Consider the following 25,219-nt stretch of genomic DNA (forward strand, 5'->3'; position numbering starts at 1 on the left):
TCCCTCTACTAGAAGGAAGCTTGTACGAAGTGGTTAATTGTTCTTTTGTCCCGTTAACAGGAGCATGATAAAGGAAATGAGTATGATAGAGCATGTCCAAGCCCAGGCCATAGGAAGATGACCAGAATCCACCGCAACATAAATGGCTGTCGGAATGGTTTGTGTTTTACCCGGAATATTTCCGGCAATCATCAACGTAGCACCAAATTCGCCCAGACCGCGGGCAAAACCGAGTATAAAGGCAGCTTTAAAAGAAGGGAAAATTAAAGGAAAGGTAATATATCGGAAAACCTGCCACTCACTTGCTCCCATCGAGCGTCCCGCATCTTCCAAGTCACGATCAACAGAAGAAAAGCCCATTTTCAGCGTCCGATAGACAAGAGGAAAAGCCACAACTACTGCTGCTATCACCCCAGCCCACCACGAGAATACAATAGGTTCGCCAAACCATCGCTCCACCAAATGGCCGAACCCACTTTTTCGTCCAAGTAATATTAACAGTAAAAAGCCAACAACGGTCGGTGGGAGTACCAAGGGCAGCATAAGCATGGTTTCAACGACCGTTTTCCCTGTAAACGCTCCTAACCGCGACATTGACCATGCCACAAACAAGCCTAATAGAATCACCAATACACTGGATAACAGTGCAACTTGCAACGATAATCGGATAGGAGGCCAATATTCATTCCAATCAATAGCCTGCATGCTCACTTCGATATGGTAAATCCATACTTAGCCATAATATTCAGAGATTCTTGCGATTGAAGGTATGCATAAAAGTCCTCAGCTTCTTGAATGTGTTTTGAAGCTTTGACAATCCCGATTGGATACTTAACCGGTGAATAGGTTTTAGGGTCCACCTTAAAGGCGATTTTCGCCTTTTGCGTAGTCAACGCATCTGTTTTATATACAAATCCAACATCAGCGTTTCCTGTTTCCACATATTGCAGCACTTGTCTAACATCTTTTGCTTGAACCAGTTTGCTTTGTAATGTGTCCCATAGCTTCGCGTTCGTTAGCGCTTCCTGTGCGTAGTTGCCCGCAGGAACACTTTCAGGAATGCCGATCGCAACCTTCTTCACTTCTTTTTTTGTTAAATCCGTTACACTCGCGATGTTCATCGTCCCGTCTGCAGGGATAACCGCTACCAATTCGTTCGTCAGCCATGTTTGTTGCTTATTGCTATCTATTAACTGCTGATCAACGAGAGACTTCATGTTTTTGTTCGAAGCGGATAGAAACAAATCCGACGGTGCTCCTTGCTCAATCTGCTTTTCAAGCGCACCAGAGCCGCCGAAATTGAAATTCAAATGGATGTCTTTATGGGTTGACTCGTACAAAGTCTGAATTTCTTTGAGTGCATCCGTTAAGCTTGCAGCTGCCGATACGGTCAGCTCAACCGTTTGAGTCGTTTCCGAAGATGCCTGGCCTGAAGACTCGGTCTGGACCGTACTACCAGCATTTGAAGCCGATTGTTGTCCCGTACCGCATCCTGAAAGTAATAACACGATGGAAAAAACAAAAAAGAGCGCCTGGCTATGTTTAATTATTTTTTTCATTTTGTCCGACTCCTCGAAGTTAGTTCATCATTCAAGTAAGAGGTTAGATTATGAGCTGTGCCTGTCTCGTACGCTCGATTAATGTACAATTCTCAAGAAGAATATGATTAAAAATATCTGCTTCCAGATCCTCTAACCGCTTCAATACAAGCCGATGCGTACCACAAGCTTCCTGTACCGGCTCAAAACCATTAGTTATCAAGCGCAGCTCCTTCAGCAGCTCCACTACAGCCTGATGCTCGTCTTGCAGCTTGGATACATGTGGATTCAGCGCGTTTGCCCCTTCAACGGTCGACTCCTGTAAAAACAATTCAATCATCGGAAATATATGCTCTTCCTCATTTTGAATATGATCCGATAATTTCTGTTTAAGTAAGGTATAGAGCTCATTCACTTGTTTTAGATGTGGATACCGTTCGCCATGAACCCGCGTTAGTTTGGTTACATACGGTGTAAGCGCCGATAGTTCTTCGCGAAGTCTCGTATGATACGTATCCTGAATGTAGGTGATTAGTTCTTTGGTTTCGAGTGAAGAAGGTTGCATTTGCTTATGTTGCGCCTGACTTTCCATCACTTCATGCACCTGTGCCAGCAGTTCACTAGCATTCAGACCTCGGTTGGCTGCCGCTTCCCGAAGTGGTATTCCCCCGCCGCAGCAAAAGTCAATCCGCAGTTTACGAAACAAATCTCCCGTTTTGGGAACCTCTCTCACAATGTCTGCCACCCATGTTTCTTCCGTTAACTGGATCATTTCTGCTCCCCTACCTTGCCTTTATTTTATGTTCAGTTTTAACTCTACTTCCCCTTTGAACCTGAACCAATCAGGGAACTCCCTCTTCCGCCGAAGGAAATAGCCTTATGATTAAAAAGCTGAGATCAGCTGTTCAGCCGCTTCTTTCCCTTGAGCGATACAATCTGGAATGCCAACGCCCCCATAACCAGCACCACATAGAAATACATTTGGAAAATACTGCGATAAATCATGTCTGACCTGTGCCATATGCTCTTTGTGTCCGATCGGATATTGCGGCATCGATTGATTACACCGACTAACTTCGGCGAATTCCGGTTCTGCATTCAGACCCATTAAATCCTTCAAATCTTTGCGTGCGGCATCTACAAGCTCATCATCCGTCATCTGCATCCATTCCTGTGCACCTGCATGTCCGATATATGCTCGCAGCAGCGTATATCCTTCAGGAGCCGTATGGATCCACTTTGTCGAGGACCACGTACATGCTGTAATCCTTTTACCTTCCTTGCGCGGCACCAAAAAACCGGTTCCTTCAAAGGCAAGATTAAGCTCTGTATTTTTATAGGCAAGGGCAATATTGGCTACCGAAACGTAGTTGATCTTATTGAGCAAGCCGACACTTGCAACACCGGAAAATAATTTAGCAGCCTCAAAGGCTGGAACAGCGCAAATCACTGCATCTGCTGCTATGATTTGTCCATGATCCAAAATTACCTGATAGCCGTCCTCTTTCCTTACTTCAGCCACACCCTGTTCCATAACAAAATGTAAGGTATGCAGCCTTTCCTTTAACCGCTCTACGATTGTAGATAAGCCTTGCCGATATGAAAGAAACATGCTCTTCTTGGCGATATCCGGCAATTTGTCAGATACACCCGACTTTCTCCCCGCTCCTTTAGCCATACCTATAATCAGACTTCCATGCTTTTGTTCCATTTGCTTAAATTGAGGAAAGGTTGACATTAAGCTGAGAGAATACGTATCGCCAGCGTAAATTCCAGATAGCAGAGGCTCTGTAATCTGGTTCAAAACTTCTTTGCCGAGGCGCCGCTTGATAAAATCCCCCAGAGATTCGTCCATATCACCTCGCTTGGCGGGAATAATTAAATCCAGGGCTGCGCGCGCTTTTCCCAGCGGAGAGATCAGCCCTGTCCGAATGAAGGGAGTTAGCTTCGTTGGAATGCCTAGAATGAAGCCCATCGGCATGGTGTGCAGCTTTCCCTTATGCAAAATGCAGGCAGACTTGGCCTTCGGGTTTGTCGACACCAGCTCTGCCTCCAATCCCAATTCCATGGTCAGCTCCAGCATAGCCGTTTTTCTGGCCAGAAAAGCATCCGGTCCTTTTTCGATCATAAAATCATGATGACGAATGGTGTGCAGCTTTCCTCCCAGCCGATCGCTTTTCTCAACCAGTGTAATCTCTACCTCCATTTGCCTCTCCCTAGCCAGCTTCTGCACATAAAAGGCAGCACTTAAACCACTTATTCCTCCACCGAGAATAACGACTTTTTTAGGACTTTTTTTCATAAAAGCACTTTTCCTTCCTTAGCCCCAGGTATATACGCACAATAGGGGTCACTCTCCAAATAATCCCCTGTTATTGCAAAAGCCCTTGCTCTGGAGCCTCCACAAATTGTATTGAATTCGCAGATTCCACATTTCCCTTTAAGCAGAGACTTATCTCTAAGCTTATTCATGACAGGAGAGTGCCGATAAATATGTGCCAGACTATCCTGTCGCACATTTCCGCATGCAAGGGGCAGGAAACCGCTCGGGTATACGTCGCCGATATGACTGATAAAAACAAATCCATCTCCATCATTTACGCCTTTAGGAGCACGCCCTAAAACATCTGCCCTTTTTTGTTCAAACGTCGCACCGTTCTTGCCTGCTCTGTGCTTTTCCTGTAATACAACCCTTCGATAATGGGGTGCTTCTGTAGCCTTTACACCGTAGGGCATCTGTTGTTGTATTTGATACAACCACTTCATTACAGCTTCATGTTCATCAGGCGTAATCATATCCTTCTCCATACCGCGCCCGGTTGGAACAAGGAAAAACAAGCTCCATAACACCACCTGCATATCCTTTACCTTCTCTGCAATTTGCTCCAGATCGTGAAGATTGTACCGGGACACCGTCGTGTTTACTTGAATAGGAATGTTCATTTCCTTCAAATAACCAATTCCCCGCATGGTGGTATCGTAAGAGCCCACAGTACCCCGAAAATGATCATGAATGTCTGCGCATGAACCGTCCAGGCTAAAAGCCCACCGTGATAAGCCAACTTGCTTTGCTTTTTCAACCGCTGCCCGGGTCACTTTAGGAGTGGCACTGGGAGTCATTGAAACCGACAGCTTTTTTTCTTCAATTGCATATTGAGCCAACTCAAATAAATCAGGCCGCGATAACGGATCTCCACCTGTGAAAACCACCAGCGGATGATTCATTTCAGCGATTTGATCTATTAGCTGCTTGCCTTCTTCTAATGTCAGCTGACGAGGGTCAGGCTTATACTGGGCTTCCGCTCTGCAGTGAAGGCATTCTAAAGCACAAGCTCGCGTTACCTCCCAAATGACGATAAACGGGTTTTCGTGATAATCTCGTGGCGTTTCCAAAGATATCATTGATGTCTCTCCTTTTTAGAAATATAAAAACAACACAGCTACATAGAGCATCAATGAAAATCCAATTTCAGCCATGCCGACTTGCTTTGCCTTTAATTCGAATTTAGGAAGCCATATAGCTCGTAATAATAAAATTAAAAAAGGAGCAGCCAAAAACAGCTTGATCCAGGCAGCAAACAGTATAATGATCAAATGATAGATGACAGAAGCATAATAATAACGTTTATTTTTTCTTTCACGGATGATCGTTTTAACATAAAGAGCAGTTCCTGTAAAATAAGACACCAGCAGCAAAAATAGCTCTGTGGATGTTCTCCAATCCCCTGCTTCTCCAATATGAACAACAGGGTATATAAACGAACAAAAAACTATAATCGCAGCAATGTCATTGAGCAGGGCACGTTCATTTTTCATTTTGGCATAGTACATATTAGCCATAAAAAAGAATAGTAACAGAACTCCATACCAGATCAACGCAGGCTTTATCCACACCAGTGAAACTAAAAAAGGAAGTAGTATCGCTCCGTATACAACAGCGGGCTTACAGTATCTTTCACGTTTTCCTGTTTTGATCCATTGAAGAACCGGAAAACTGAATAAATAAATAAAAAACCAGCATACGAATAGAGGTATATGAATGAATTCCCCTGGAGAAGCCGCTAAACCGAATAAAAATGGAAGAATGAGCATGGCCCAGGCTCCATGCTGATTGGGTATATATCTACTGATCCCCTTCAAAACCTTGATCCTTTTTTCACAATGTTTATTATCTTTATTGCTTTGGTTAATCGATTCATCATCCATTCCCCCAAGATTAAATTTTTCACCTTCTCTAATTCTAAGTAATCTATTGAATTGAACCAATCAGGGAGTTCCCTTTTTCATATGGGGAAATAGCCTAGCCGGAAAAACAACGCTGTTTGCCCAAGACGGTAGAAGTGGAGGAATTACGCAGAAGAAAAAATTAAAAGTGGCACGCCAGACGGCATACCACTTGATCAAAATTGTTCACTTTTTTACAAAAATGCACCGAAGTAATAATCCAGCGCTTCCTGTGAGTATCCGTCATCTCCTTGCCAGGTTGCTACTGAATTAAAATCATCATTTCCGTGTCGGCGTCTACGAGGTGTGTCCTTTGGAGTTAGCAATCCGGCATATCCCCATACCTCCATAACTACGTCGCGTTCATTTTTGCTGGATGGGAACACATCTTTCCAGCGCTTCTCCAATTGCCATGCCCCGTTTTGAGCATCACAGTCCTGAACGGCTGCGAGCATTTTATGAAGTATGGCAATATCCTGATCGGAAACCTTGAAGTCTTCTTCTTTACTGAACAATTCAAGGTCCATCAGGCAATAGAGAAGATGATTCAAACGAACCCCGCCCCATTTGATTCGTTCAAAATTCAATACATTCAAGTCTTCATTGATGTATTCCTGATCGGACATGATTTTATTTAAATTACAATCCCCACAGCTGCTATAATTGGGCAGCACGACAGACCGCTCTTCATAGGTGTGCACAGGCAGGCTTGCGGTTAAAGCCCAACTCGACAAGGCGCTTCGTAAATGAACCTTTTTCGTAGAAAGACTGTGCAAAAAAGCCGCCGCCACTCGTTCTTTTGTAGCCACTTGCTGGTGCAGCTCATGCAGCCTACTCACAATCTCGTCATGTGTAATGGTAATCGGATCGAACATCAAGCCCTTACTTTTGGCATATTCAAAATCCTCGCCGGAAAAAGGCCCTCGCTCCTGCTTCCAGCCGCTGGCTGACCAGAAGGTGCTCATGAGTATTTTCTTTGCTTTTTTATCCATCCTGTACTCACCGTTATTCTTCTTTATATTTAAAAGCAATGACCGTATTTCCCGATTATCGGGGATCAAAATAAGATTAGTATTGCATTGATTAATTTGTATGTAGCAAGCCCTCGCTGGAAAATACGAGTTCCCGCATATTACTCCAACGCAATCATTTGCTTATGCAAATCATCATCTACCTGCTCTACAGGCAGGTTGTGCTCCTGAATAAACGCATGTGCTTTGTTCAACTCCGATTGAACAAATAGACTGCCCTGGATAGCAGAGCCTAACTGACCTAAAACATTCATATCTTGTTACCCCTTTTTTAGCATCTAAATGAGCTCGTTATTCTGAAAATTTATAATATAAACGCGACAACTTCCTCACCCGGTTGAAAATCAAATTCGCTTAGTCGATCCTCCATCTCTTGAATCTGTTCTTGAACATGTTCTAGCATAGCAGGCTGATCATGTTCAGGTAAATTCATGATTGCTCCTCCTTATTACCTGTTTTCACTTTACAGTTTCCTATAATTCTCAATATATATTAAACTATAAATCACCAGGCACAAAATAGTTTAAACATGAAATTCAAAACTTCGGAAGGGGAGAACTCATGATGCAAAAGCTTTGGCAAAAAGGGAAGTCTCTGTCCCTGCCTATTATGATGTCCGCATCGCTGATATCCGGGGCGGTGCTGTTAAATACGCCTGCGGTGAGTGCATCTGCGGCCAAGGAATCGCTTCAGCTATCCGGTCAAACTACTTACTACGGAGAGGTTGAGAACGGACAACCCAATGGACGTGGTACAATAAAATGGAGTGAAAACAAACAGTATTCGGGCGATTTTGTGAAAGGTAAGCGTACAGGTACCGGAAAATACATGAATCAATACACGGATGCAGATGGGCAAAATCATAAAGTGGTATACAACGGCACATGGAGCAATGACACCATGAGCGGTAAAGGCACGCAGACTGAACAAGTGACTCAAAGTGACGGAACGATCCGCTCGAACGGGATCCAAGTGGGTAATTTTCAGAACAACAGATTACAGAGCGGCTACCAAGTGATCCATGCTCTAGCCGATCCAGACTACAGCTTTACTTATCAAAACGGCATGGAAGTGCTAAATATCCTGCACAGCAATCAGAATCTAGTCCAGCAGTGGCAAAGCGGAGAGCTCTTCTCCGTAATATATAAAAATGGCTCCGTTCAAAAGGAATACTCCATGTTCCCGGAGGAGACAGCTACCAAGGAACGGCAAAGAAAAGCGGCCATCAAGTATCTCAAAGGGATTACCACCAAGGTCACCCCTCACTTGCAGCAGTTTGAAAAGCTGTCCAAGCAAATTCCGCTCAAATAAGCTGTCAGCGCGAAATATACTAGCTTATATGCAGAAAGGCCCCTCTTTCTTATGGAAAGTTCCATTTGAAAGAGGGGCTTTTTGCGTTTTCGATATCCCCATATAAGAATTTTGGATCATAAACACTCCTACCATTCTCCCCTATGCTTTCTCACGAACTCGTACAAACGACTTATTTTTGCTTGAAATCCCCTACTTTTTTTGCTAATGTCCACTGCATTCACTAAAATAAATATTAACAATTTTAATCATCCGAGGTGGAAATCATGGCTAAAATTATGGTTCCTCCTGAGAAACTAGAAGCGGTTTCCAGGCAATTTGCACAGGCACGCGAGTTGGGGGCACAAATTTGCGGACAACTGTCACAACAGATTCAAATGCTGGAAAATGGCTGGGCAGGAACAACACAGCAGCGTTTTTATCAGGATTTTCATCGAGCACGTGGGGAAATGGATGCCTTCACTCAGACTGTCGGTTCTGTCAGCACAGAATTGCGTTCCATAGCAGTAAAGTTCAAGGAAACCGATACCCAAGCAGACGCGGGTATTAATAAAGGGGATCACAGCGGACAGAGCAGTAGCAGTGAGCCAGTAACCTCCGAGAAAAAAGGCTCCGATCCCGCAGATATAGCCATTAACAGCCTTTCAGAGGCCAATAAGTGGCGTGGACAGCTGGGGTTTGCCGGAACAGCTATCTATAGTGGCCTGGCTTCCACACTTGTGCTCACCAAAACAGTAGAATTCAAGAAAAGTCTGAAAAATCCCACTAGAGCGGTCATACATAATGCGGCCTGGGTGAAAGGTAAAGGAAGCAATGCTTTTATGCGTAATTTAGGCAAAAGCCTAAATCGCCAATTCGCCAAGCCAGGTATTGTAATGAAGGGTTTAAAGGGCTTTGACCGTTTAGCCGGAAAGCTTCAAATGGGAAAGCTTGGCTTGGGCTTCAACAAAGCCAATAGCTTTCCTCAGTGGACGCGGAACGTGATCGCCGGGGTGGAGAAAGGGCGTTACGGCATAGCCACCCGCCAAATTCCCGGCATGATCGCCAAGAAGCTGTACCCTATTAATGCCACCATGAATATTGTGGGCGAGGGTATCAGTCTGGCTGGAAAATGGAAAAGCGGGAAGCTTACCGGAACAGACGTGGCTGTGTCTGCTTCCAACGTAGCGATTAAAACCGCCGCAACCTATGGCGGCGCTGTTGCTCTGGGAGCCGTTGGCGGTGCCATCGGCGGTCCGGTTGGTGCAGCCGTCGGTGCTTACGTCGGCGGTACAGTGGGCAGCTGGGCAGGCGGAAAAGTCGCCAAATTCGCCGAAAAGGGCATTCGCTGGGCCAGCAAGCTATTTAAATAAGCATACGACCTAACAGATGAGAAAGGAGCCTGACTATGGACAAACATACGATAATTTTAACGCTTGAGGAACTAGGCTTTGCTTTGACTGCATTGGGCGCAGAAGATATGGCTTCCGGTCTGCTTCAATCTTATTATGGGGAACTGAGCGAAGATCGCTGGGAGCTGCTTTTTCATGCTGCAACCCACAGCCTGATATCCAAGGGACTGATGGAACAACGGGATGACGGACAGCAGCAGCTTGAATTTGATCCGTTCCTTGTTGAAATACTTGCTCAGCTCGTACAAAGCCGTCATATGCTGCGTGGATACAAGGAGCAGTCGGACAAACAGAATATATTGACCATACACAATGGAAATGACCGTTTTTTGTATCATTTCTCCAGCCATAATGAACTTCACTTCTTTCGCTGGTCTTTCCCAGAAGACTGGTATAACGACATTGGACAACTGTTCGGCCTGCTTCCTTCGGACTTTAATAGTCACAGCCGATACGTCGATCTGACAGAAGAGCAATGGAACGAGTTAACCTCCTCCAACTTCACCATGCAGCGGACATTAGCTTGGAAACTTAGCGAGTCGGATCGGGAAGTGATACAAGTCTGGCATGAGGATTTTCAGCATAATTACAGATGCCTGGATAATTTGAGCCGGATGGTATACACAGATACAGATGAAGATGGGCCTTCTGTTACAGATCTGCTATTTGTTCTCAAAGGAGCAAATGATCTGTGGATCGTAAGAAATACAGAGCAAGATATGCAGGCTGCACCGTGTCTGCGAATGGAGAGTGTTACCGAGGCTGAATGGAGAGAACAGATGACCCATTTCATTCAGGCATTTGTAAACGATGAGGCGGTATTGCGTGGATAAAATTACATATCGCAGATCTTTGGCCTTTTGGAAGGCCATGGGGAGCTTGATGTTTGTACTTATTTGTCTGTTCTTGCTGCTGCTCATTTTTATCGACGAAGATATCACGGCTTTGCAAATCTTTTTCTTTATTACGTCAGCCATCATCGGAATCCCATTTTTCGGGGGTTATCTGGTTGCTTGTTTGAAAAGAACGCTTCGTAAGGATAACTACCTGTTCATCTTTGACGAACACAGTATTTCCGATGGTACTCGAACTGTCCCATGGTCTGCAATCACAAAAGTCGAATTCGAAGGGGCATCCATCCGCAAATGGCTGCGCCCTCGTTTTCCCGGCTTTATTTTTTATCTTCATGACCGCAGCACCTGGGAAGTCAGTACCGATTATGTGTTGAACGATGCTGAGCTGAACCAAGCCGGGAAACAACTTCGAAATCTCATTAACCAGCATGGCAAGCCGAAAAAAAAGCGTTCCTGAATATACTATAGCTTGGCTCTATCGTATGCGGCTACAAGAGCCGCAACCACTGCTGCCGAGTTGGTCGCAGCCAAGTCAAGATTGGAGTTAAAAGAACCCGCCGCTTCTGCACCGGCAAGATCAGACAGAGAACGAACAGCCAGAAACGGGACACCAAACTGGTACGCTGTCTGAACGACAGCAGTCCCTTCCATATCCGTTACCCTGGCTTCAGGAAACTGGCTGCGAATAAAACGGGCGCGCTCAGCCTGATAGATAAAGGAGTCTGCCGTCGTAATCAATCCGGTGACGATCTGCCCTTCAATCTTGGTCTCCGCCAGCGCTGCTGTCGCGAAAGCAAGCAGCGCCGGCTCGACCGGATAACTTGCCGGCATCTGCGGTACCTGCCCGTAGGCATAGCCGAACGCTGTTCCGTCCACATCGCTGTAAGTCAGCTCGGTCGCCACTACGACATCGCCAACATGCAGCGCTGGATCAAGCCCTCCAGCAGACCCGGTATTAATGACAAGCTCCGGGTTAAATCGTTCAATCAACAGCGCCGTAGTCAAGGCCGCGTTCGCTTTGCCAATTCCCGATTGCAGCAGAACAACTTCCTTGCCCTGAAGATGGCCTGTATAAAAAATTCCGTTCGCAATCCGGGTCATTTTTATCCCTTCGATTTGCGCTTTCAAACCTGCTATTTCTTCTTCCATGGCTCCGATAATCGCTATACTCAAAGTTCTTTTCTCGCTCCCTCCATGAATTTCTTCCATTTGCATTCCAGCTTATGCTTTAAAAATACCCGTTGCTGCGATTCGCTGCACCGCCTCCAGCAGCCGTTCTTCGCTGTTCACCAGACTGACCCGCACATGGGAAGCTCCTGCACGACCAAAGCCTTCTCCAGGAGCCACTGCAACATGCGCCTCGTCCAATAAAAAGTCTGCAAAGGAAGTAGATGTATAACCCACTGGCACCTTGAACCAGGCAAAAAAAGACCCTTGGGGAGCGGCTACCTCCCAGCCAATACCTCGTAACGCTGCAATGAGAACATCACGTCGCCGCTCATATAACGCTGCCAGTTCCCGTACCTGTTCCTGCGAGCCCAGCAATGCCGCTGCTCCGGCATCCTGCACCGCTCCAAAAACGGTGCTATAGGCATGCGTATGATAATGCTTGAGCGCACCAATGACGGACGCATTTCCAACCGCAAAGCCGAAGCGCCATCCAGCCATGTTATACGTTTTGGAAGCCGTATACGTCTCGACACCATATTCCTTGCCGCCGGGGATTTGCAATAGACTAATCGGCTTATGCCCGCTAAAGCCAAGAGCACCGTAAGCAAAATCATTCATAACCGGAAAATGGTGCTCAGCGGCATAATCCAACGTTTTCGTCAGAAAATCCGCAGTAGCCACTGCTCCAGTCGGATTGTTCGGGTAATTAATAATGAGCAATTTGACCTGCTCTGCGATGTCTTCCGGTACGGTTGTATAATCAGGCAAAAAGCCATCCTTCTCATCAAGCGGAATTATATGAATATAGGCTCTTGCCAGCGCAGCAGCGGAATAATACTGCGGGTACGCCGGATCGGTTGTCAATAACCAGTCACCGGGATTGAGCAACGCCTGTGGAATACCCATTACACCTATGGCGGAGCCGTTGAATACGGCAACCTCCCGGTCAGGATCAAGCTCTACCTGATACTCCCGTTTATAGAACGCAGCGACAGCTTCCAGTGTGCTTTTTTTCCCATGAAAAGGCGGGTAGCCCTGATTGGTCGGCTGATCGACCGCTTCCTTCAAAGCACTGATGATATGCGCCGGTGTCGGCTGATCCGGGTTACCGGCTGCCAAATTGATTACATCTATTCCTTTGCTTTTATACAGATTCACTTTGTCATCCATTGCGCTAAAATAGTTGTCAGGCAGAGCCTTGACGAGATCAGAGGATGAAAAAATCACGTTCATCTCCACCTTTTATCCATAAGATACAGGCTGACAATGTCAGCCCGCAGAAGATCGTAACCCGATATTATTTGAAATAGCTTGGCAGCTTGTAGCCTTCATAATCGGGATTCGATTTGATGTACTTTTGGAATTCTTCCGAATGATACCCTTCAATAATGTCTTTGACAAATGGCTTGTCCTTGTTCTTGCTGTCCACAGCCACCACATTCGTAAACGGATCGGTCATATTTTCAAGCTTTAAAGCCGAGGTCAGCTTCATTCCATTCGATACAGCAAAGTTTCCTTGTATAGCCGCAAAATCAACATCCTCCAATGCACGTGGTCCCTGTGCCGGTTCGGTAGCAACAAATTCCAAATGATGCGGATTAGAGGTAATGTCGTTCACCGATGTTTGCAGTGGATCAATATTTTCCTTTAATGTGATCCAGCCTATTTCCTTTAAAATATTCAGCGCACGCAGCATATTGACTGGCTCGTTGGGCAGGTTAATTTGGGCCCCGTCGGTAACTTCGTCAAGGCTGGTATGCTTGCTGGAGTACAATCCCATTGGAGGAGTCGGGACCTGTACAGCACCAATCAAATTAATATTCTCCCGTTTATTCATAGATTCCAGATAGAGCGAATGCTGGAACACATTCGCATCAATATCGCCATTAGCCACGGCTACATTGGGCTGAACACCGTCAGTAAACTCTTTATTTGTAATCTTATAGCCCTTCTTCTCCAAATATGGAGCCACACCCTTTTTAAACTGATCGCTATATGGACCGGGATTAAAGCTGATATGCAGTGTTTTCTGTCCTTCACCCGCAGCGTTTCCCGATGTATTCTTACTGCCACAGCCAGAGATAAAAAGCGCGACTGCTCCCAGTAATAGTATGAATGAAATCCATTTTTTCTTCATTTTGATGTCTCCCCCCGATATCATCTGCTTTTTGTGAGCTAGAATGTTGCAGTCCATCTGAATACCAAGTAATTTGATGAGTTTTATAAATATTACAACGATTTTTTATTTACTGTCAACAATATTTAATCACGCATCTTCTGCTACCAAAAAGGGCCGCATTAGGCGGTCCCTTTCACACCTGTCTGTTTTTATACATTTATTTCTATCAGGGGATGGATTTCATCAAATGTCAGCGTAAATAATTCAGGCATGGCACTTCACAATTTTGTCATATACCTCCGTTTCAAAAATACCCCGTAGGGGTATACTTGAATGTGGAATTAAAAGCTAAAGGAGCTGTAAATATGAGAAAACAATGGGCTTTGCTCGCTGGTACAGTCATGATTATTTTGAGCGGGTGCGGGAACAGTAACGCTCCAGTTCAGGAGCACACGACAAGCAGTCAACAACATGACACATCAGATATGAACCATTCCACTTCCAGTAAGCTTCCTGCCGGACTAAAAGAAGCTGAAAACCCAGCCTTTAAAGTTGGCAGCCAAGCGATCATCCGAGCTGACCATATGGCAGGCATGAACGGCGCTGCCGCCACAATTGTGGGTGCTTATACGACTACTGCTTATACGGTTTCATACACTCCAACCACTGGAGGGGAAAAAGTGACTAATCATAAGTGGGTTATTCATGAAGAGATTAAAGATGCGGGCAGCGAGCCCTATACACCGGGCACGGAAGTTATCCTGGCGGCAGATCATATGAAGGGGATGGATGGGGCCAAGGCTACCATTGATTCCGCTGAGCCAACGACCGTATATATGGTAGATTATACGCCGACTACAGGGGGAACGCCTGTCAAAAATCATAAATGGGTGACGGAGAGTGAGCTTTCAGCCAAGTAGAACTCTTACATCACAGGTTGCTTGATAGCAAAAGGGAGCCTGACATCGGCTCCCTTTATACGGCTTTATTTTGGTTTGGACAAACTACTTTGCTAAATTTAGCTTAGCATCCTTAATATTATACAAAGTCCTTTCGCTTGTCGTCAAAATCTGCGGTGGGGCAAGAAAAATCACAACGCTCTGAGCTGCAACTTTCAAATCAATAAACACCAAAACCTGCCCAGCTTTGTTGTTGTTTATGGGAACAAATTGGGGGACAAACGCCGCTGAATTTCCCGACTGATCGATCATCTTAACATAAAAGTAGTATCCAACCGTAGCCAGATCCAGGTTACTCAAAGAGTAGTTAAAGGTTGCCTCCGGATTGAACTGACTTCGTTTAACCAATTGTGCATCCGAGTTTTTGACCATAACGTATGAAGTGTATGTCGGTTAAATATTTTTCATCTTCAAACAACTTTTCGGTCTATCCAATCCTCCTCAAGATCTCTGTAAAATGCTCTGAAAGCTCTCTGAAAAACGCTTCTCATGCTGGAGTAACCATTCTTTTCTCCATAGGCCCCCTGCGTAGCCGGTTAGTTTCTGATTTGAACCAATAATTCGGTGACAGGGAATGACAATACTGAGTTTATTTTTTCCATTTGCACTGCCTACGGCCCTAATCGCTTTTTCGTTTCCAATAGCAAGGGCAATGTCCTTATATGCCGCCGTTTCGCCATATTCTACTTTCACCAGCGCATTCCATACCCTTTGCTGAAAGTTTGTACCTTCAAAAGCATAGGGAAACGTAAACTCATGGCGCTCACCTTTAAAATACTCATCAAGCTGACTAGTACATTCCTGTAAAACCTGGGGAGGAGCCTCTTCCATGGACTTCGTTAAGGGTATATCCCGATCAGAGAACATGATGGAATGGACTGCTTCACTCGTGCCCCATATCTCTATCTCCCCAATCGGTGATACATAATTCAACATATATAGCTTGCTCATAAAAGGATCACGCCCTCCTTGAACTACTCCTTATTCAGCTTTCTGTACTCACTAGGAGAACATTGGATCAAACTGCGAAATGCCTTATAGAAATTTGAAGAACTTTGGAAGCCTGTCTCATAGCAAATCTCAAGATTCGTAAGATCTGTACTTTTAAGCAGATAGGCTGCCTTATCAACTCTGATTTTTTCCAAATACGTGCGGGGTGTTTCTGAGGTTTCCTGCTTAAAAATGCGCTCCAAATAAAAAGGGCTTACTCCGACATGGTCCGCAATATCCTGCAATACCAGTCTTTCTCTATAATGATGGACCAAGAAGGCGACCACATTTTGGACCAGCCTGATAGAGGGTGAAACATCTGTCTCAGGCTGGCATCTTTTGCAGGCACGAAACCCCGCTTTCTCCACTGCCTGTATTTCATCATAAAACTCAACATTTATTTTTTTCGGCTTTTTGGACCGGCAGGAAGGCCGACAGTATATTCGGGTTGTTTTCACAGCCGTAAAAAACAACCCGTCATATTTACGATCACACGCTATAATTTTCTCCCACATTTCTTCAAAAGAAAGCTTGATGTTAGCCATGATCGAATGCCCTGTCCTTTCTATCGTTTATCCTTAGTTATCCTCATGAATATAAATGCGAAGTATCTTGAAGGTTGATCAACTGTTCAGCGTTCTTTTGCAAAGCAATTATTATATTATCAGAAAATGCATTACCAAAGCTAAACCGTTTAACTCCTAACTGCTGAAGCTTGCGGACATTTGTCAGACCTGGCAAGGATAAAACATTAAGCGGAGCGTTTACATGCAGCACAACTTCCTTAATCTCATCATCGACCTTCAACCCCGGAACAAAAATACCGCTCGCACCGCTCTCCACATACACTATTGCCCGTTCAATGGTTTCCGCAAGTGGAGCATCCTTCTGCAAATATGTATCCGTTCTTGCGTTTATAAAAAACTCTCTGTACCCATGCGCATCCAGTGCTGCTCTTATGTTGGACAGCAGCTTACTGTGCAATTCCATTTCTCGAAGTCCCTTTTTCGTTTTCAAAGAATCCTCAATATTAATACCTGCAACTCCCACATCGGCTATCCTTAAAACATGCTCAACAATCGTCGCCGTATCTTCCCCATACCCTGCTTCAATATCTGCCGATACTGGAATCTCAACATGATCTACAATCGTTCGAATGATGCTTACATGCTGGTCAAAATCAATAAGCTCACCATCTGCAAAGCCAAGCGTATTGGCAATTCCCCAACTCGTTGTACCTATCGCCTTAAAGCCTGCTTTCTCCAAAGCGACGGCAGATAACAAGTCCCAGGCGTTTCCTAAAAATAATAGCTCCTCGGAAGTATGCAATGCATTAAATTGCTGTATTTTGTTCATGTTAAGCCTCCTGATATGTAATGTATCTCATTTTAGCAAGAGGCTGTTTGGGTTTCGTCCTCATTCTTGCGCTTATGGTCTACCAAGCTGTCCTTTTTTTTGAGTAAAAGCGTTCCTTCTGATTTCTATGCTCTTTTTGAATATACTTGAAATTGGAAAAAATGGACCAACTAGGTCTATTTACTCACATATAGATCATAAATTTTGAAAAAAATGGTTATCCAAGCTCTGTTTAATCATATGATTCTTATCTATACTCTTGTTAAATCAATTCGAGTTAGAAGCAAATCTACGCTAAGGGCTAATAACAGTATAAGCGCTTAAACTATGTGCTTATGAAAGGAGGGACATTATCGCATAAATACATCCTATTTACCTCATATTTTATTTATAACGAGAGTTAACATGCTTATGTTATTTTTCATAATAGGAATAATCCATAAATGATTTTGATAATTATATTATTCTAGGAGGAATTATATGTATAAGACAAGTAATGAACTCGTTTCAAATAAAACAAAGTTCTTTATGATCTTGCTATGCTTCACTGTAATCGCTTCATTCTCTAGCTTGTCTGGTCCTTCACCTGCCAAGGCTTTTGCTGAAGAGAACGGAACTCCGGTACAGGAAACAATTGATTTAAATGAGGGATTCGACAATTCAAATGAAGCAAGTATAGGGTCATTATCCCTTACTAGCGAAGAAGCTACTAGCCAAGCAACGGTTGCAGCTATTGATCATGATGCTAATTTTTCACCTTCAACACTTCAGTTTCTAAAGGCTAATACAGGACTCGACGGTGAACAATGGGATAATATTATGAAGCTAGTGAACAAACCAGAGCAAGATTCTTTGAAATGGACTGAATTCTATGGCTATGCTGAAGATATCGGCGATAATCGCGGATACACAATTGGTATCTTTGGGGCGACGACAGGCGGTTCGAATGATACGGGACCTGATGGTCCGGACTTATTCAAAGCTTTTGATGCTGCTAGTGGAGCTAGCAGCCCTTCCATTGCAGGTGGATTAGCACGTGCTGGTCTGAAGGGGAAAATGAGTGGCTCGATTCTAAAGCTCAGCGATAGCGATAGTGTAATCAAGAAGAAGATCAAGGCTCTCCAAAACAATGAGGCTTGGAGAGAAGCCACGTGGCGTACGTTCTATGACACCTATATCAAATATAGTGTACAGCAAGCACAGAAACGCGGATTTAATACCGCTCTGACGATTGGATCATTTGTCGACACAGCACTCAATCAAGGCGCTACTGGTGATTCAGGTAGTCTTGAAGGAATCCTCTCACGTTCAGGCAGTAGTACGAATGAGAAGACATTCATGACTAACTTCTATGCTAAGCGTACATTGATTGTCGATACCAACGATTATAACCAGCCTCCTAATGGTAAGAATCGTGTGAAACAATGGAGTTCTCTCTTAGCTTCTGGCGAAACAGATCTTAAGAACGCAGATGCAGCCGTGATCAAAGTAACTAATTGGGAAATGAAGTAAATAACAATATACGCTATAAGGAGGGCATACCGTATGCCCTCCTTTATCTATTTTCACGAAAATTGAAAGAAGCGTAAAACATGGCGTAACCTATTGTAGTTAGTAACATCCCTGCTCCAATAAAGAGCTTCAACTAACAATTTTTAATGGTACGAGCAGCACTCCCCCATTCTTCCATATAGTTCCTCTCATCATTCGAGTATGTAGGTCGCGTATACAAATAGAGGGACTGTCCCGGAAGTCCGAAACTTGCAAGCTCCTGAAACAGTCTTGTAAAATGTTTATTATCTCGAAATAGAGGTCGTTAGATCAAATGATAGCCGGATGGAAGTCTGCCACTACTTCAGATATTACGGATTTGCTGCAATGTCGAACGTTGATTGGCAGAGATAAGAGATTCTACTCTAGCTTATGCTCACTGGAAGAATTGGTTTGGGGCGGGAATTATCATTTCACAAAATCGTTCTATATTTCATAAACATGGAACGGACTTGAAAAAGGAACATATGTTCTGTATAATCTAGCTTAGCAATTGGCAAAATCCTGAACTAACGGAGATGCGGACATGGACCATAAATTTATTGAGGAACTGCGCGAAATCAGCAGAAATGACAAGCGGAGATCCGAATTTCTTATCAAGGGTATGAAGGAAACACTTCAGGAAAGAAAAGAAAAAAACTTTATTGAGAGATGGATTTGGCGACAAAAGAATAAGAAGCGTATCGCGCGGAGATTTAAGTCCTGATAGATCTAACAACGGGACTTCTCAATAGCGGGAGGAGACAAAGTCATGATTGAGCAGCTAATCCCTATGTTGTATGCATATTTAAGAAGATATGCTGTCAATTCAATCAAAAGAGGACCCGCAAAACCATCTTTGTGGTCGGGCCCCCTCTTCTAAGCTATTCTATAAATCTTTATTCCGTAACACCCAATTCCGCTTGAACTGAGGATCTTCGTGAAAGTAAATACACAGCTACAATGGCGATAGCGACACCGGCTGCTCCAAACCAAGTGATGGAAACCAGCGATACCTGACTTATAACGACGCCACCAATCCCAGCTCCGGCCGCCATTGCAAGCTGCATTGTAGACTGGTTGAGACTCAGCATTACACCGGAAGACTCAGGCACAAGAGTGACCAGATTATATTGTTGAGTAGGTCCAGTCGTCCAGGCTGCGAACGACCACAGAATCAGTAAAGCAAACACTGCGCTTAGAGTGTGTGCCGCAAAAGGAAGTAAAAGTAAGGAAATTACGTGCAGCATCATGCCTCCAAATAATGTAAAGGAAACTCCCTTCCTATCTGCGCTGTACCCACCGATTTTTGACCCAATCAGACTGGCGATCCCGAAGGCAAGTAATACTGAACTTAGCATATCCTCCCCTACACCCGATACATTCAGCAAATAGGGTGAAATGTAAGTATACACAAGTGAATAACCGCCTAGCCAAAAAAAGGTGATGGCCAATCCCAAAGCGACCTCAGGCTTTTTCAGAAGAGCAAATTGCTGTAGCAAAGGAACAGGCTGATCTCCTTTTAAGCGTGGAATCGTCATGGCAATAACAATCAGGGCCACAATCCCTGTCAAAGCGATGCCAAGAAATACCGTTTTCCAGCCATATGCAGAGGATATCATTCTTCCAACCGGAATTCCAATAATCAGCGAGGCCGTAAAACCCATAGTGACTGTAGCAATAGAACTAGCCTGCTTGCCGGCTGGAGCGATTTTCGCTGCGATACTTAGGGCCGTAACCACGACCATTCCCGCTCCAAGTGCCATAAGAATACGTGCGGCAATAAACATCCTAAAACCCGGCAAAACAAAGGACAGGACATTGGCAACTGCAAATAATCCGAGTGAGTACAGGAGCAACTTGCGTCTGTCCCATTTAGCGGTTATTGCCATCAGGATCGGCGTGCCAATCGCATAGGCCAGAGAAAAAACGGTAATCAACTGACCTGCAGCAGACACAGTAATTCCCATCGTTATCGCAATCTGATCCAAAATTCCCGAGATAATATATTCGGATGTACCTACCAAAAAACTGACAATTGCCAAGATATATACTTTCCACGTGCTCTGCATTTCCAGGTAACGCCTCTTTTCTTTATTGTTTTTATATTTTTACAAATATCGAAATTAAGACTAAAAAAATTATTTGATCAAGAACGGGGCATATTTCTCTGCTGCTTCAACATTCAAGCTGTAATAAATAAAAGTGCCCTCCTTCCGAAATGTCAGCAGCCCGGATTCTGCCATTTGCTTCAAGTGATGCGATAAAGTCGAAATAGCAACACTGTTCAGCTTTTCGCCAAGCTTAGAGCAGCATTGGTCACTTTCCTTTTTTAGCAAAAGTGCTATCTTAAGACGAGTCGGTTCTCCAAGTGCTTTATATATTTTCACAGCTTGCTGCATCTCATTAGTATCTTTCACCCTGTTCAATCCCCTTCTGCTTTGAGGCTTAATTTCGATGTTTGTCGAAATAAAATTATCATAAACATCTACAAAAGTAAACCACTTATTTTAAGGCCACAGCAAGTTTCCGATCATCTCATAACAAAATAATCCCCCACCCACAAGGGATGGAGGAAATAACGGTCTAAATTCAATCAATCCACGTGCCAACATTATCACAGAATATTCTAGCTCGCTAAACTTGTTTCAATGTATTTGTAGTGCTTCTCGTCATCAAGTAGCTTTGGATCGCGGGACTTGGCACCATGTTACATGCACACCAGATAATAACCATTGGACATGGCGTTAATTCGGGCTTGCTGTGGGTCTAACAACAATTTCGTTCACATCTACATCTGCAGGCTGCTCCATGGCATACAGAATGGAACGAGCAATGGCATCCGGGGAAATCGAAATACGACGATACTCTTTCATTCCCTGGCGTGCCTCTTCATCTGAAATGCTATCAGCAAGCTCGGATTCGGTTACTCCCGGTGATACCATCGTCACACGAATATCTCCGCCAACCTCCATACGCAATCCTTCAGAAATCGCCCGAACCGCATACTTCGTAGCGCAATATACAGCTGCCATTGGGGTTACGCTATACGCTCCAATGGAGGCAATATTGATAAACTGACAAAATCCTTGCTTTTTCATGATAGGAAGCCCTGCCGCGATCCCATGCAAAACACCCCGTATATTTACATCAATCATGCGATCCCATTCCTCTACCTTCAGAGCTTCTAATTTTGAAAGAGGCATCACTCCCGCATTGTTCAAAATGACATCCACACGTCCAAGCTATGAGCCCATTGCAATTTCAAAAGCAATTACGCTTGCAAGAAGCCCGCCGCCTGTTGTTATCGGAATCAGCGGATGCGGCAGATGTCGGCTTTCAGGTAAGCTACGAGAGTCCCTCGCAATTTAGCCGTGAATATGCCCGATTGTTCGGCCTGCCTCCCATTCGTGATATCAAGCGCTTGCGCATGGATCAGGGGCAGCAAACGATTTGAAAAATGAGTGAGCGAATCCTTGTCTAGCTAAAGATTTTTGGTGATAACAGAAGGTTAAAAATATAGTAAAAAGCCGCTCCCTCTTATAGAGAAGCGGCTGTTATGGGAATTGCCTATGGAATTGGGTAGCTTCAACTATGCGATAAGGATTAGTACGGATCATCCAGCTTTACAAGTATAGCCCGAATGACCTCCTTCTCCGCCTTGGTAAGCTGTTGTCCCGCCTGCCATTGTCGAATCTCTTTCTTAACTTCCTTTGGTTCTCTATAGCTGAGAGCATACCCAATGCTTCCTGTGCCATGTATACAAGTGGATTTGTCCGTCTTTGCCAAAGCTCGGGTCATCGCAGTCTTATCCCTTGTAAATAAATCTCCCATGATGGCAGCATAGCTTTCGCTTAAAGCTCCATCCAAGCCAGCAGAAGCCTGAATCAGGTTCGGAAAGCTTTCCGATGGAATAAAGGCTCGCTGCCTATACAGATATTCAATGACCTCCAAACTTTGCTTTCCGCTAATCTTGTTAAACGTGTCCCACTGGATGCCTGCCAAATGATCTGTTATATAGCGAACTTTTTCTTCATCACTGAGGGATGAATCCTTGTAAAAGGACAGCATCCGTTCCTCCTGACTTTGCCGAATTGACTGTGTATGGGATGCATTTTGCATTGGCTTTCCGGTACTTGTTCCAGACGGAACCGTAGTGTCAGGATACTGTCCCACCGGTTTGGAACCACATCCTACAATTACGGACAGCAATAGTAAAGTACAAGCTACAGATACGAACATGCTACCTTTTGACACAAGTTCACTCTCCTGTCCCAACAAACAATGGTATTACGAAGTGCTATACTTCTACTCCATCACGTCCCACCGGAGGCTTACGGATCACAGAGACGCTTGATTCCCTGACGATCAGGCGGGGCTCGAATTGCACACGCTCATAATCACCTGGTGTCTGCTCTTGAATCCGCTTGAGCAGCAGCTCCGTAGCCAATCGTGCCACCTCTTCCCCCATAATGGAAACAGAGCTGATTTGTGGCGTCGTTACTGTTGCCCACAAATTGTTATCAATGCCGACTACAGCGACCTCATCCGGCACTTTGACACCCAAATCCTTAAAACGATTGACAATTCCAATCGCCACCATATCGTTAACCGCATAGATAGCATCCGGCATAAGCTTCAAGCTATAAAAATAATCGGCTGCACGCAGCCCTGTCTCAAAGGAAAAATCATCGCCAAAATACACGAGTGAAGGGTCCACATGCTGGAGAGACTGCTCATAAGCGAAGTATCTTTCCTCGATTTTGTCCTTTGCAGCACCTGCGTACGCGATTCTCGTTCTCCCGATTTTAAGCAAATGCTCCATCACAAGCCGTCCCTCTTGCCGGGCTAGACTGACGATATCCGCTTTGACATTTTCGCCTAGCTTCTTGCCATAATTAATAATGGATACGGGAACGCTGGCCTTGTTGATCAGATCCACCAGCATTTTGGGGTATGCCAGCGGCATTATAATAAGCCCGTCCACATGCAGCTTCTTAACCTCCCGAACCGTTTCAAGCTCCATTCTGGCATTGCCGGCGGTATTAATCTGCACGACACGGTAACCGTGCTGCTTCGCAGCCTGCTCCACGGACCAAGCGATCTCAGGAATGATCGCGTTACGAATATCCGGCACGGCCAGCGCGATTTGGCGTGTCTGACGTACCTTCAAACTCTGTGCGGAGGTATTGGGTGTAAACCCCATTTCTTCAATCACCTGCAAAATCAATGCTTTCGTCCTCGGGCTGATGCCCTCACTATCGTTAATAGCTCTGGAAACAGTCGCAATACCTACCCCTGCCCGCTTGGCTACATCCTCTATGGTTACTTTTTTTTGATCTGTCACGCCCAAAATCCTTTCAAGAACGGAATCGTTTTCTGACTATCCAAAATCAAGTCTCAATATTGGTATTATACCATAGAATAAGTATCTAAAAATGAAAGTCGTTTTGTTCGTATCACTACTTCATCTGAAAAATCTCCTTAAATCTCTTGTCTCAAGACCGATGAGCCAAATATAGCGCCACAGTCACAAGTGATTATATTCACAAAAAAATCAAGTGCTTTTTGTATGAATTTGGTTTGACAATGTGTAAAAATTGTGACATATTATCTTTCGGAAACGTTTCCTTTTTCATTCGCTTTTATAGCAGTACATGATTATATATTCGTCAAGGAGATGACAGATATGAAAGCATTGAGATGGCATGGAGTAAAAGACTTACGTTTGGAAAACATTGAGCAGCCCGCTGCTCTGGCAGGAAAAGTAAAAATCAAAGTAGAATGGTGTGGCATTTGTGGAAGTGATCTTCATGAATATGTAGCAGGACCGATCTTCATTCCCCAAGACGCCCAACATCCATTGACTGGAGAAAAAGCGCCAATCGTGATGGGACATGAATTCTCTGGACAAGTGGTCGAAATCGGTGAAGGTGTAACCAAGATTCAGGTTGGCGACCGTGTGGTTGTAGAACCGGTTTTTGCATGTGGGGAATGTGATGCATGTAAACAAGGCAAATATAATCTTTGCGATAAAATGGGCTTCCTCGGTCTGGCAGGCGGCGGCGGTGGATTTTCTGAATATGTCGCAGCTGACGAGCACATGGTTCACAAAATTCCGGAAAGCGTATCTTTCGAGCAGGGCGCTTTGGTAGAACCTTCAGCCGTTGCTTTGTATGCTGTTCGTCAAAGCCAGCTGAAAGTCGGCGACAAGGCCGTCGTATTTGGCGCCGGTCCTATCGGATTGCTGGTTATTGAAGCATTGAAAGCTTCAGGTGCATCTGAGATTTATGCAGTAGAGCTTTCCGAGGAACGTAAGGCTAAAGCTGAAGAGCTGGGGGCTATCGTGCTTGATCCTAAAACTTATGATGTTGTGCAAGAGCTGCACAAACGGACTAACGGCGGCGTAGATGTAGCCTATGAAGTCACTGGAGTGCCTCCTGTGCTGACTCAAGCGATCGAATCTACTAAAATCAGCGGACAAATCATGATCGTCAGCATTTTTGAAAAAGAAGCTCCGATTAAACCAAACAATATCGTCATGAAGGAACGCAATCTGACCGGCATTATCGGCTACCGTGATGTATTCCCGGCTGTTATCAGCCTGATGGAAAAAGGTTATTTTCCTGCAGACAAGCTGGTTACCAAACGTATTAAGCTCGAAGAAGTGATTGAGCAAGGCTTTGAAGGTCTCCTGAAAGAAAAAAATCAGGTTAAAATCCTGGTATCTCCGCAATCCTAATATA

27 protein-coding genes and 2 pseudogenes are annotated in these 25,219 nt (G+C 44.5%); 8 read left to right on the forward strand and 21 right to left on the reverse strand.

The window, feature by feature from the left end; genetic code table 11:
- Window positions 1-33: 33 nt before the first annotated feature.
- From modB to LCF57_RS27660, 9 genes are all read right to left on the reverse strand, one after another.
- Window positions 34-711: a molybdate ABC transporter permease subunit gene (modB, locus tag LCF57_RS18365; protein ID WP_226001988.1), complete on the reverse strand. Its 678-nt coding sequence runs from the start codon at window positions 709-711 to the stop codon at window positions 34-36.
- Window positions 708-1,559: a molybdate ABC transporter substrate-binding protein gene (gene modA, locus LCF57_RS18370; protein ID WP_226001989.1), complete on the reverse strand. Its 852-nt coding sequence runs from the start codon at window positions 1,557-1,559 to the stop codon at window positions 708-710. The genes modB and modA overlap by 4 nt, the downstream gene beginning before the upstream one ends.
- A 43-nt stretch (window positions 1,560-1,602) precedes the next feature.
- Window positions 1,603-2,310 carry an iron-sulfur cluster repair di-iron protein gene (gene ric / locus LCF57_RS18375; RefSeq protein WP_226001990.1) on the reverse strand — a complete coding sequence of 236 codons (708 nt, stop codon included), beginning with the start codon at window positions 2,308-2,310 and terminating at the stop codon, window positions 1,603-1,605.
- Between the two features lie 111 nt (window positions 2,311-2,421).
- Entirely contained in the window at window positions 2,422-3,840 is a 1,419-nt protein-coding gene (hemG, locus tag LCF57_RS18380; protein ID WP_226001991.1) for a protoporphyrinogen oxidase, read from the reverse strand.
- Window positions 3,837-4,940 carry a TIGR04053 family radical SAM/SPASM domain-containing protein gene (locus LCF57_RS18385; RefSeq protein ID WP_226001992.1) on the reverse strand — a complete coding sequence of 368 codons (1,104 nt, stop codon included), beginning with the start codon at window positions 4,938-4,940 and terminating at the stop codon, window positions 3,837-3,839. The genes hemG and LCF57_RS18385 overlap by 4 nt, the downstream gene beginning before the upstream one ends.
- A gap of 15 nt (window positions 4,941-4,955) precedes the next feature.
- A complete protein-coding gene (locus LCF57_RS18390) occupies window positions 4,956-5,744 on the reverse strand; it encodes a YwiC-like family protein (protein ID WP_226002060.1) in 789 nt (262 codons plus the stop codon).
- Between the two features lie 212 nt (window positions 5,745-5,956).
- Entirely contained in the window at window positions 5,957-6,754 is a 798-nt protein-coding gene (locus tag LCF57_RS18395) for a hypothetical protein (RefSeq protein WP_226001993.1), read from the reverse strand.
- A 140-nt stretch (window positions 6,755-6,894) separates the two neighbouring features.
- Window positions 6,895-7,047 (reverse strand): DUF6097 family protein, encoded by a 153-nt coding sequence (locus tag LCF57_RS18400; protein WP_226001994.1) that lies wholly within the window; start codon window positions 7,045-7,047, stop codon window positions 6,895-6,897.
- A gap of 50 nt (window positions 7,048-7,097) precedes the next feature.
- Entirely contained in the window at window positions 7,098-7,226 is a 129-nt protein-coding gene (locus LCF57_RS27660; protein ID WP_264083698.1) for a hypothetical protein, read from the reverse strand.
- A gap of 131 nt (window positions 7,227-7,357) precedes the next feature.
- Between LCF57_RS27660 and LCF57_RS18405 the strand changes: the two genes are divergently transcribed.
- From LCF57_RS18405 to LCF57_RS18420, 4 genes are all read left to right on the forward strand, one after another.
- Window positions 7,358-8,104 carry a hypothetical protein gene (locus LCF57_RS18405; RefSeq protein ID WP_226001995.1) on the forward strand — a complete coding sequence of 249 codons (747 nt, stop codon included), beginning with the start codon at window positions 7,358-7,360 and terminating at the stop codon, window positions 8,102-8,104.
- 266 nt (window positions 8,105-8,370) lie between these two features.
- Window positions 8,371-9,456, forward strand: a complete 1,086-nt coding sequence (locus tag LCF57_RS18410; RefSeq protein ID WP_226001996.1) for a WXG100 family type VII secretion target — start codon at window positions 8,371-8,373, stop codon at window positions 9,454-9,456.
- Between the two features lie 35 nt (window positions 9,457-9,491).
- On the forward strand, window positions 9,492-10,328 hold the full coding sequence (locus tag LCF57_RS18415; RefSeq protein WP_226001997.1) for a hypothetical protein: 837 nt from the start codon (window positions 9,492-9,494) through the stop codon (window positions 10,326-10,328).
- On the forward strand, window positions 10,321-10,806 hold the full coding sequence (locus LCF57_RS18420; RefSeq protein WP_226001998.1) for a DUF5381 family protein: 486 nt from the start codon (window positions 10,321-10,323) through the stop codon (window positions 10,804-10,806). The genes LCF57_RS18415 and LCF57_RS18420 overlap by 8 nt, the downstream gene beginning before the upstream one ends.
- Before the next feature lie 5 nt (window positions 10,807-10,811).
- Here the strand turns inward: LCF57_RS18420 and LCF57_RS18425 are convergent, their stop codons facing one another.
- The 3 genes from LCF57_RS18425 to LCF57_RS18435 form a co-directional block, all read right to left on the reverse strand.
- The gene (locus tag LCF57_RS18425) at window positions 10,812-11,522 is read right to left on the reverse strand and encodes a 5'-methylthioadenosine/adenosylhomocysteine nucleosidase (RefSeq protein ID WP_226002061.1); all 711 of its coding nucleotides are present in this window, start codon (window positions 11,520-11,522) and stop codon (window positions 10,812-10,814) included.
- A gap of 48 nt (window positions 11,523-11,570) precedes the next feature.
- Complete coding sequence (locus tag LCF57_RS18430; protein WP_226001999.1) at window positions 11,571-12,746, reverse strand: aminotransferase class I/II-fold pyridoxal phosphate-dependent enzyme; 1,176 nt, start codon at window positions 12,744-12,746, stop codon at window positions 11,571-11,573.
- 70 nt (window positions 12,747-12,816) lie between these two features.
- Window positions 12,817-13,656 (reverse strand): MetQ/NlpA family ABC transporter substrate-binding protein, encoded by an 840-nt coding sequence (locus LCF57_RS18435; RefSeq protein ID WP_226002000.1) that lies wholly within the window; start codon window positions 13,654-13,656, stop codon window positions 12,817-12,819.
- A 347-nt stretch (window positions 13,657-14,003) separates the two neighbouring features.
- Between LCF57_RS18435 and LCF57_RS18440 the strand changes: the two genes are divergently transcribed.
- On the forward strand, window positions 14,004-14,558 hold the full coding sequence (locus LCF57_RS18440; protein ID WP_226002001.1) for a DUF1541 domain-containing protein: 555 nt from the start codon (window positions 14,004-14,006) through the stop codon (window positions 14,556-14,558).
- Window positions 14,559-14,642: 84 nt separating this feature from the next.
- Here the strand turns inward: LCF57_RS18440 and LCF57_RS18445 are convergent, their stop codons facing one another.
- The 4 genes from LCF57_RS18445 to LCF57_RS18460 all read right to left on the reverse strand — a co-directional run bounded on the left by LCF57_RS18445 (window position 14,643) and on the right by LCF57_RS18460 (window position 16,943).
- Complete coding sequence (locus LCF57_RS18445) at window positions 14,643-14,969, reverse strand: hypothetical protein (RefSeq protein ID WP_226002002.1); 327 nt, start codon at window positions 14,967-14,969, stop codon at window positions 14,643-14,645.
- Between the two features lie 69 nt (window positions 14,970-15,038).
- A complete protein-coding gene (locus tag LCF57_RS18450; protein ID WP_226002003.1) occupies window positions 15,039-15,548 on the reverse strand; it encodes a methylated-DNA--[protein]-cysteine S-methyltransferase in 510 nt (169 codons plus the stop codon).
- A 23-nt stretch (window positions 15,549-15,571) separates the two neighbouring features.
- Window positions 15,572-16,132, reverse strand: coding sequence for a bifunctional transcriptional activator/DNA repair enzyme AdaA (locus LCF57_RS18455; RefSeq protein WP_226002004.1), 561 nt, complete (start codon window positions 16,130-16,132; stop codon window positions 15,572-15,574).
- A 43-nt stretch (window positions 16,133-16,175) separates the two neighbouring features.
- A complete protein-coding gene (locus tag LCF57_RS18460; RefSeq protein ID WP_226002005.1) occupies window positions 16,176-16,943 on the reverse strand; it encodes an isocitrate lyase/PEP mutase family protein in 768 nt (255 codons plus the stop codon).
- Window positions 16,944-17,423: 480 nt separating this feature from the next.
- On the opposite strand from LCF57_RS18460, the gene LCF57_RS18465 reads away from it, so the two are divergent.
- A complete protein-coding gene (locus tag LCF57_RS18465; protein WP_226002006.1) occupies window positions 17,424-18,455 on the forward strand; it encodes a chitosanase in 1,032 nt (343 codons plus the stop codon).
- A 917-nt stretch (window positions 18,456-19,372) separates the two neighbouring features.
- Here the strand turns inward: LCF57_RS18465 and LCF57_RS18470 are convergent.
- From LCF57_RS18470 to LCF57_RS18480, 3 genes and pseudogenes are all read right to left on the reverse strand, one after another.
- Complete coding sequence (locus tag LCF57_RS18470) at window positions 19,373-20,545, reverse strand: MFS transporter (RefSeq protein ID WP_226002007.1); 1,173 nt, start codon at window positions 20,543-20,545, stop codon at window positions 19,373-19,375.
- A gap of 69 nt (window positions 20,546-20,614) precedes the next feature.
- Window positions 20,615-20,893, reverse strand: coding sequence for an ArsR/SmtB family transcription factor (locus LCF57_RS18475; protein ID WP_226002008.1), 279 nt, complete (start codon window positions 20,891-20,893; stop codon window positions 20,615-20,617).
- A gap of 327 nt (window positions 20,894-21,220) precedes the next feature.
- Window positions 21,221-21,715, reverse strand: a pseudogene (locus LCF57_RS18480) (SDR family oxidoreductase); the annotation flags it as partial.
- Here LCF57_RS18480 and LCF57_RS18485 point away from each other — a divergent pair.
- Window positions 21,712-21,930 (forward strand): annotated as a pseudogene (locus tag LCF57_RS18485) (helix-turn-helix domain-containing protein); the annotation flags it as partial. The pseudogenes LCF57_RS18480 and LCF57_RS18485 overlap by 4 nt on opposite strands.
- Before the next feature lie 149 nt (window positions 21,931-22,079).
- Here LCF57_RS18485 and LCF57_RS18490 read toward each other — a convergent pair.
- Together LCF57_RS18490 and LCF57_RS18495 are read right to left on the reverse strand one after the other, a co-directional pair.
- Window positions 22,080-22,730, reverse strand: coding sequence for a DUF4047 domain-containing protein (locus LCF57_RS18490; RefSeq protein WP_226002009.1), 651 nt, complete (start codon window positions 22,728-22,730; stop codon window positions 22,080-22,082).
- A 43-nt stretch (window positions 22,731-22,773) separates the two neighbouring features.
- Window positions 22,774-23,820 carry a LacI family DNA-binding transcriptional regulator gene (locus LCF57_RS18495; RefSeq protein ID WP_226002010.1) on the reverse strand — a complete coding sequence of 349 codons (1,047 nt, stop codon included), beginning with the start codon at window positions 23,818-23,820 and terminating at the stop codon, window positions 22,774-22,776.
- A 342-nt stretch (window positions 23,821-24,162) separates the two neighbouring features.
- Here LCF57_RS18495 and LCF57_RS18500 point away from each other — a divergent pair, with 342 nt between their 5' ends.
- On the forward strand, window positions 24,163-25,215 hold the full coding sequence (locus LCF57_RS18500) for a 2,3-butanediol dehydrogenase (RefSeq protein WP_226002011.1): 1,053 nt from the start codon (window positions 24,163-24,165) through the stop codon (window positions 25,213-25,215).
- Window positions 25,216-25,219 lie beyond the last annotated feature (4 nt).

Origin of the sequence: Paenibacillus sp. BJ-4, from assembly GCF_020404765.1 — a bacterium.
Lineage (GTDB): Bacteria > Bacillota > Bacilli > Paenibacillales > Paenibacillaceae > Paenibacillus.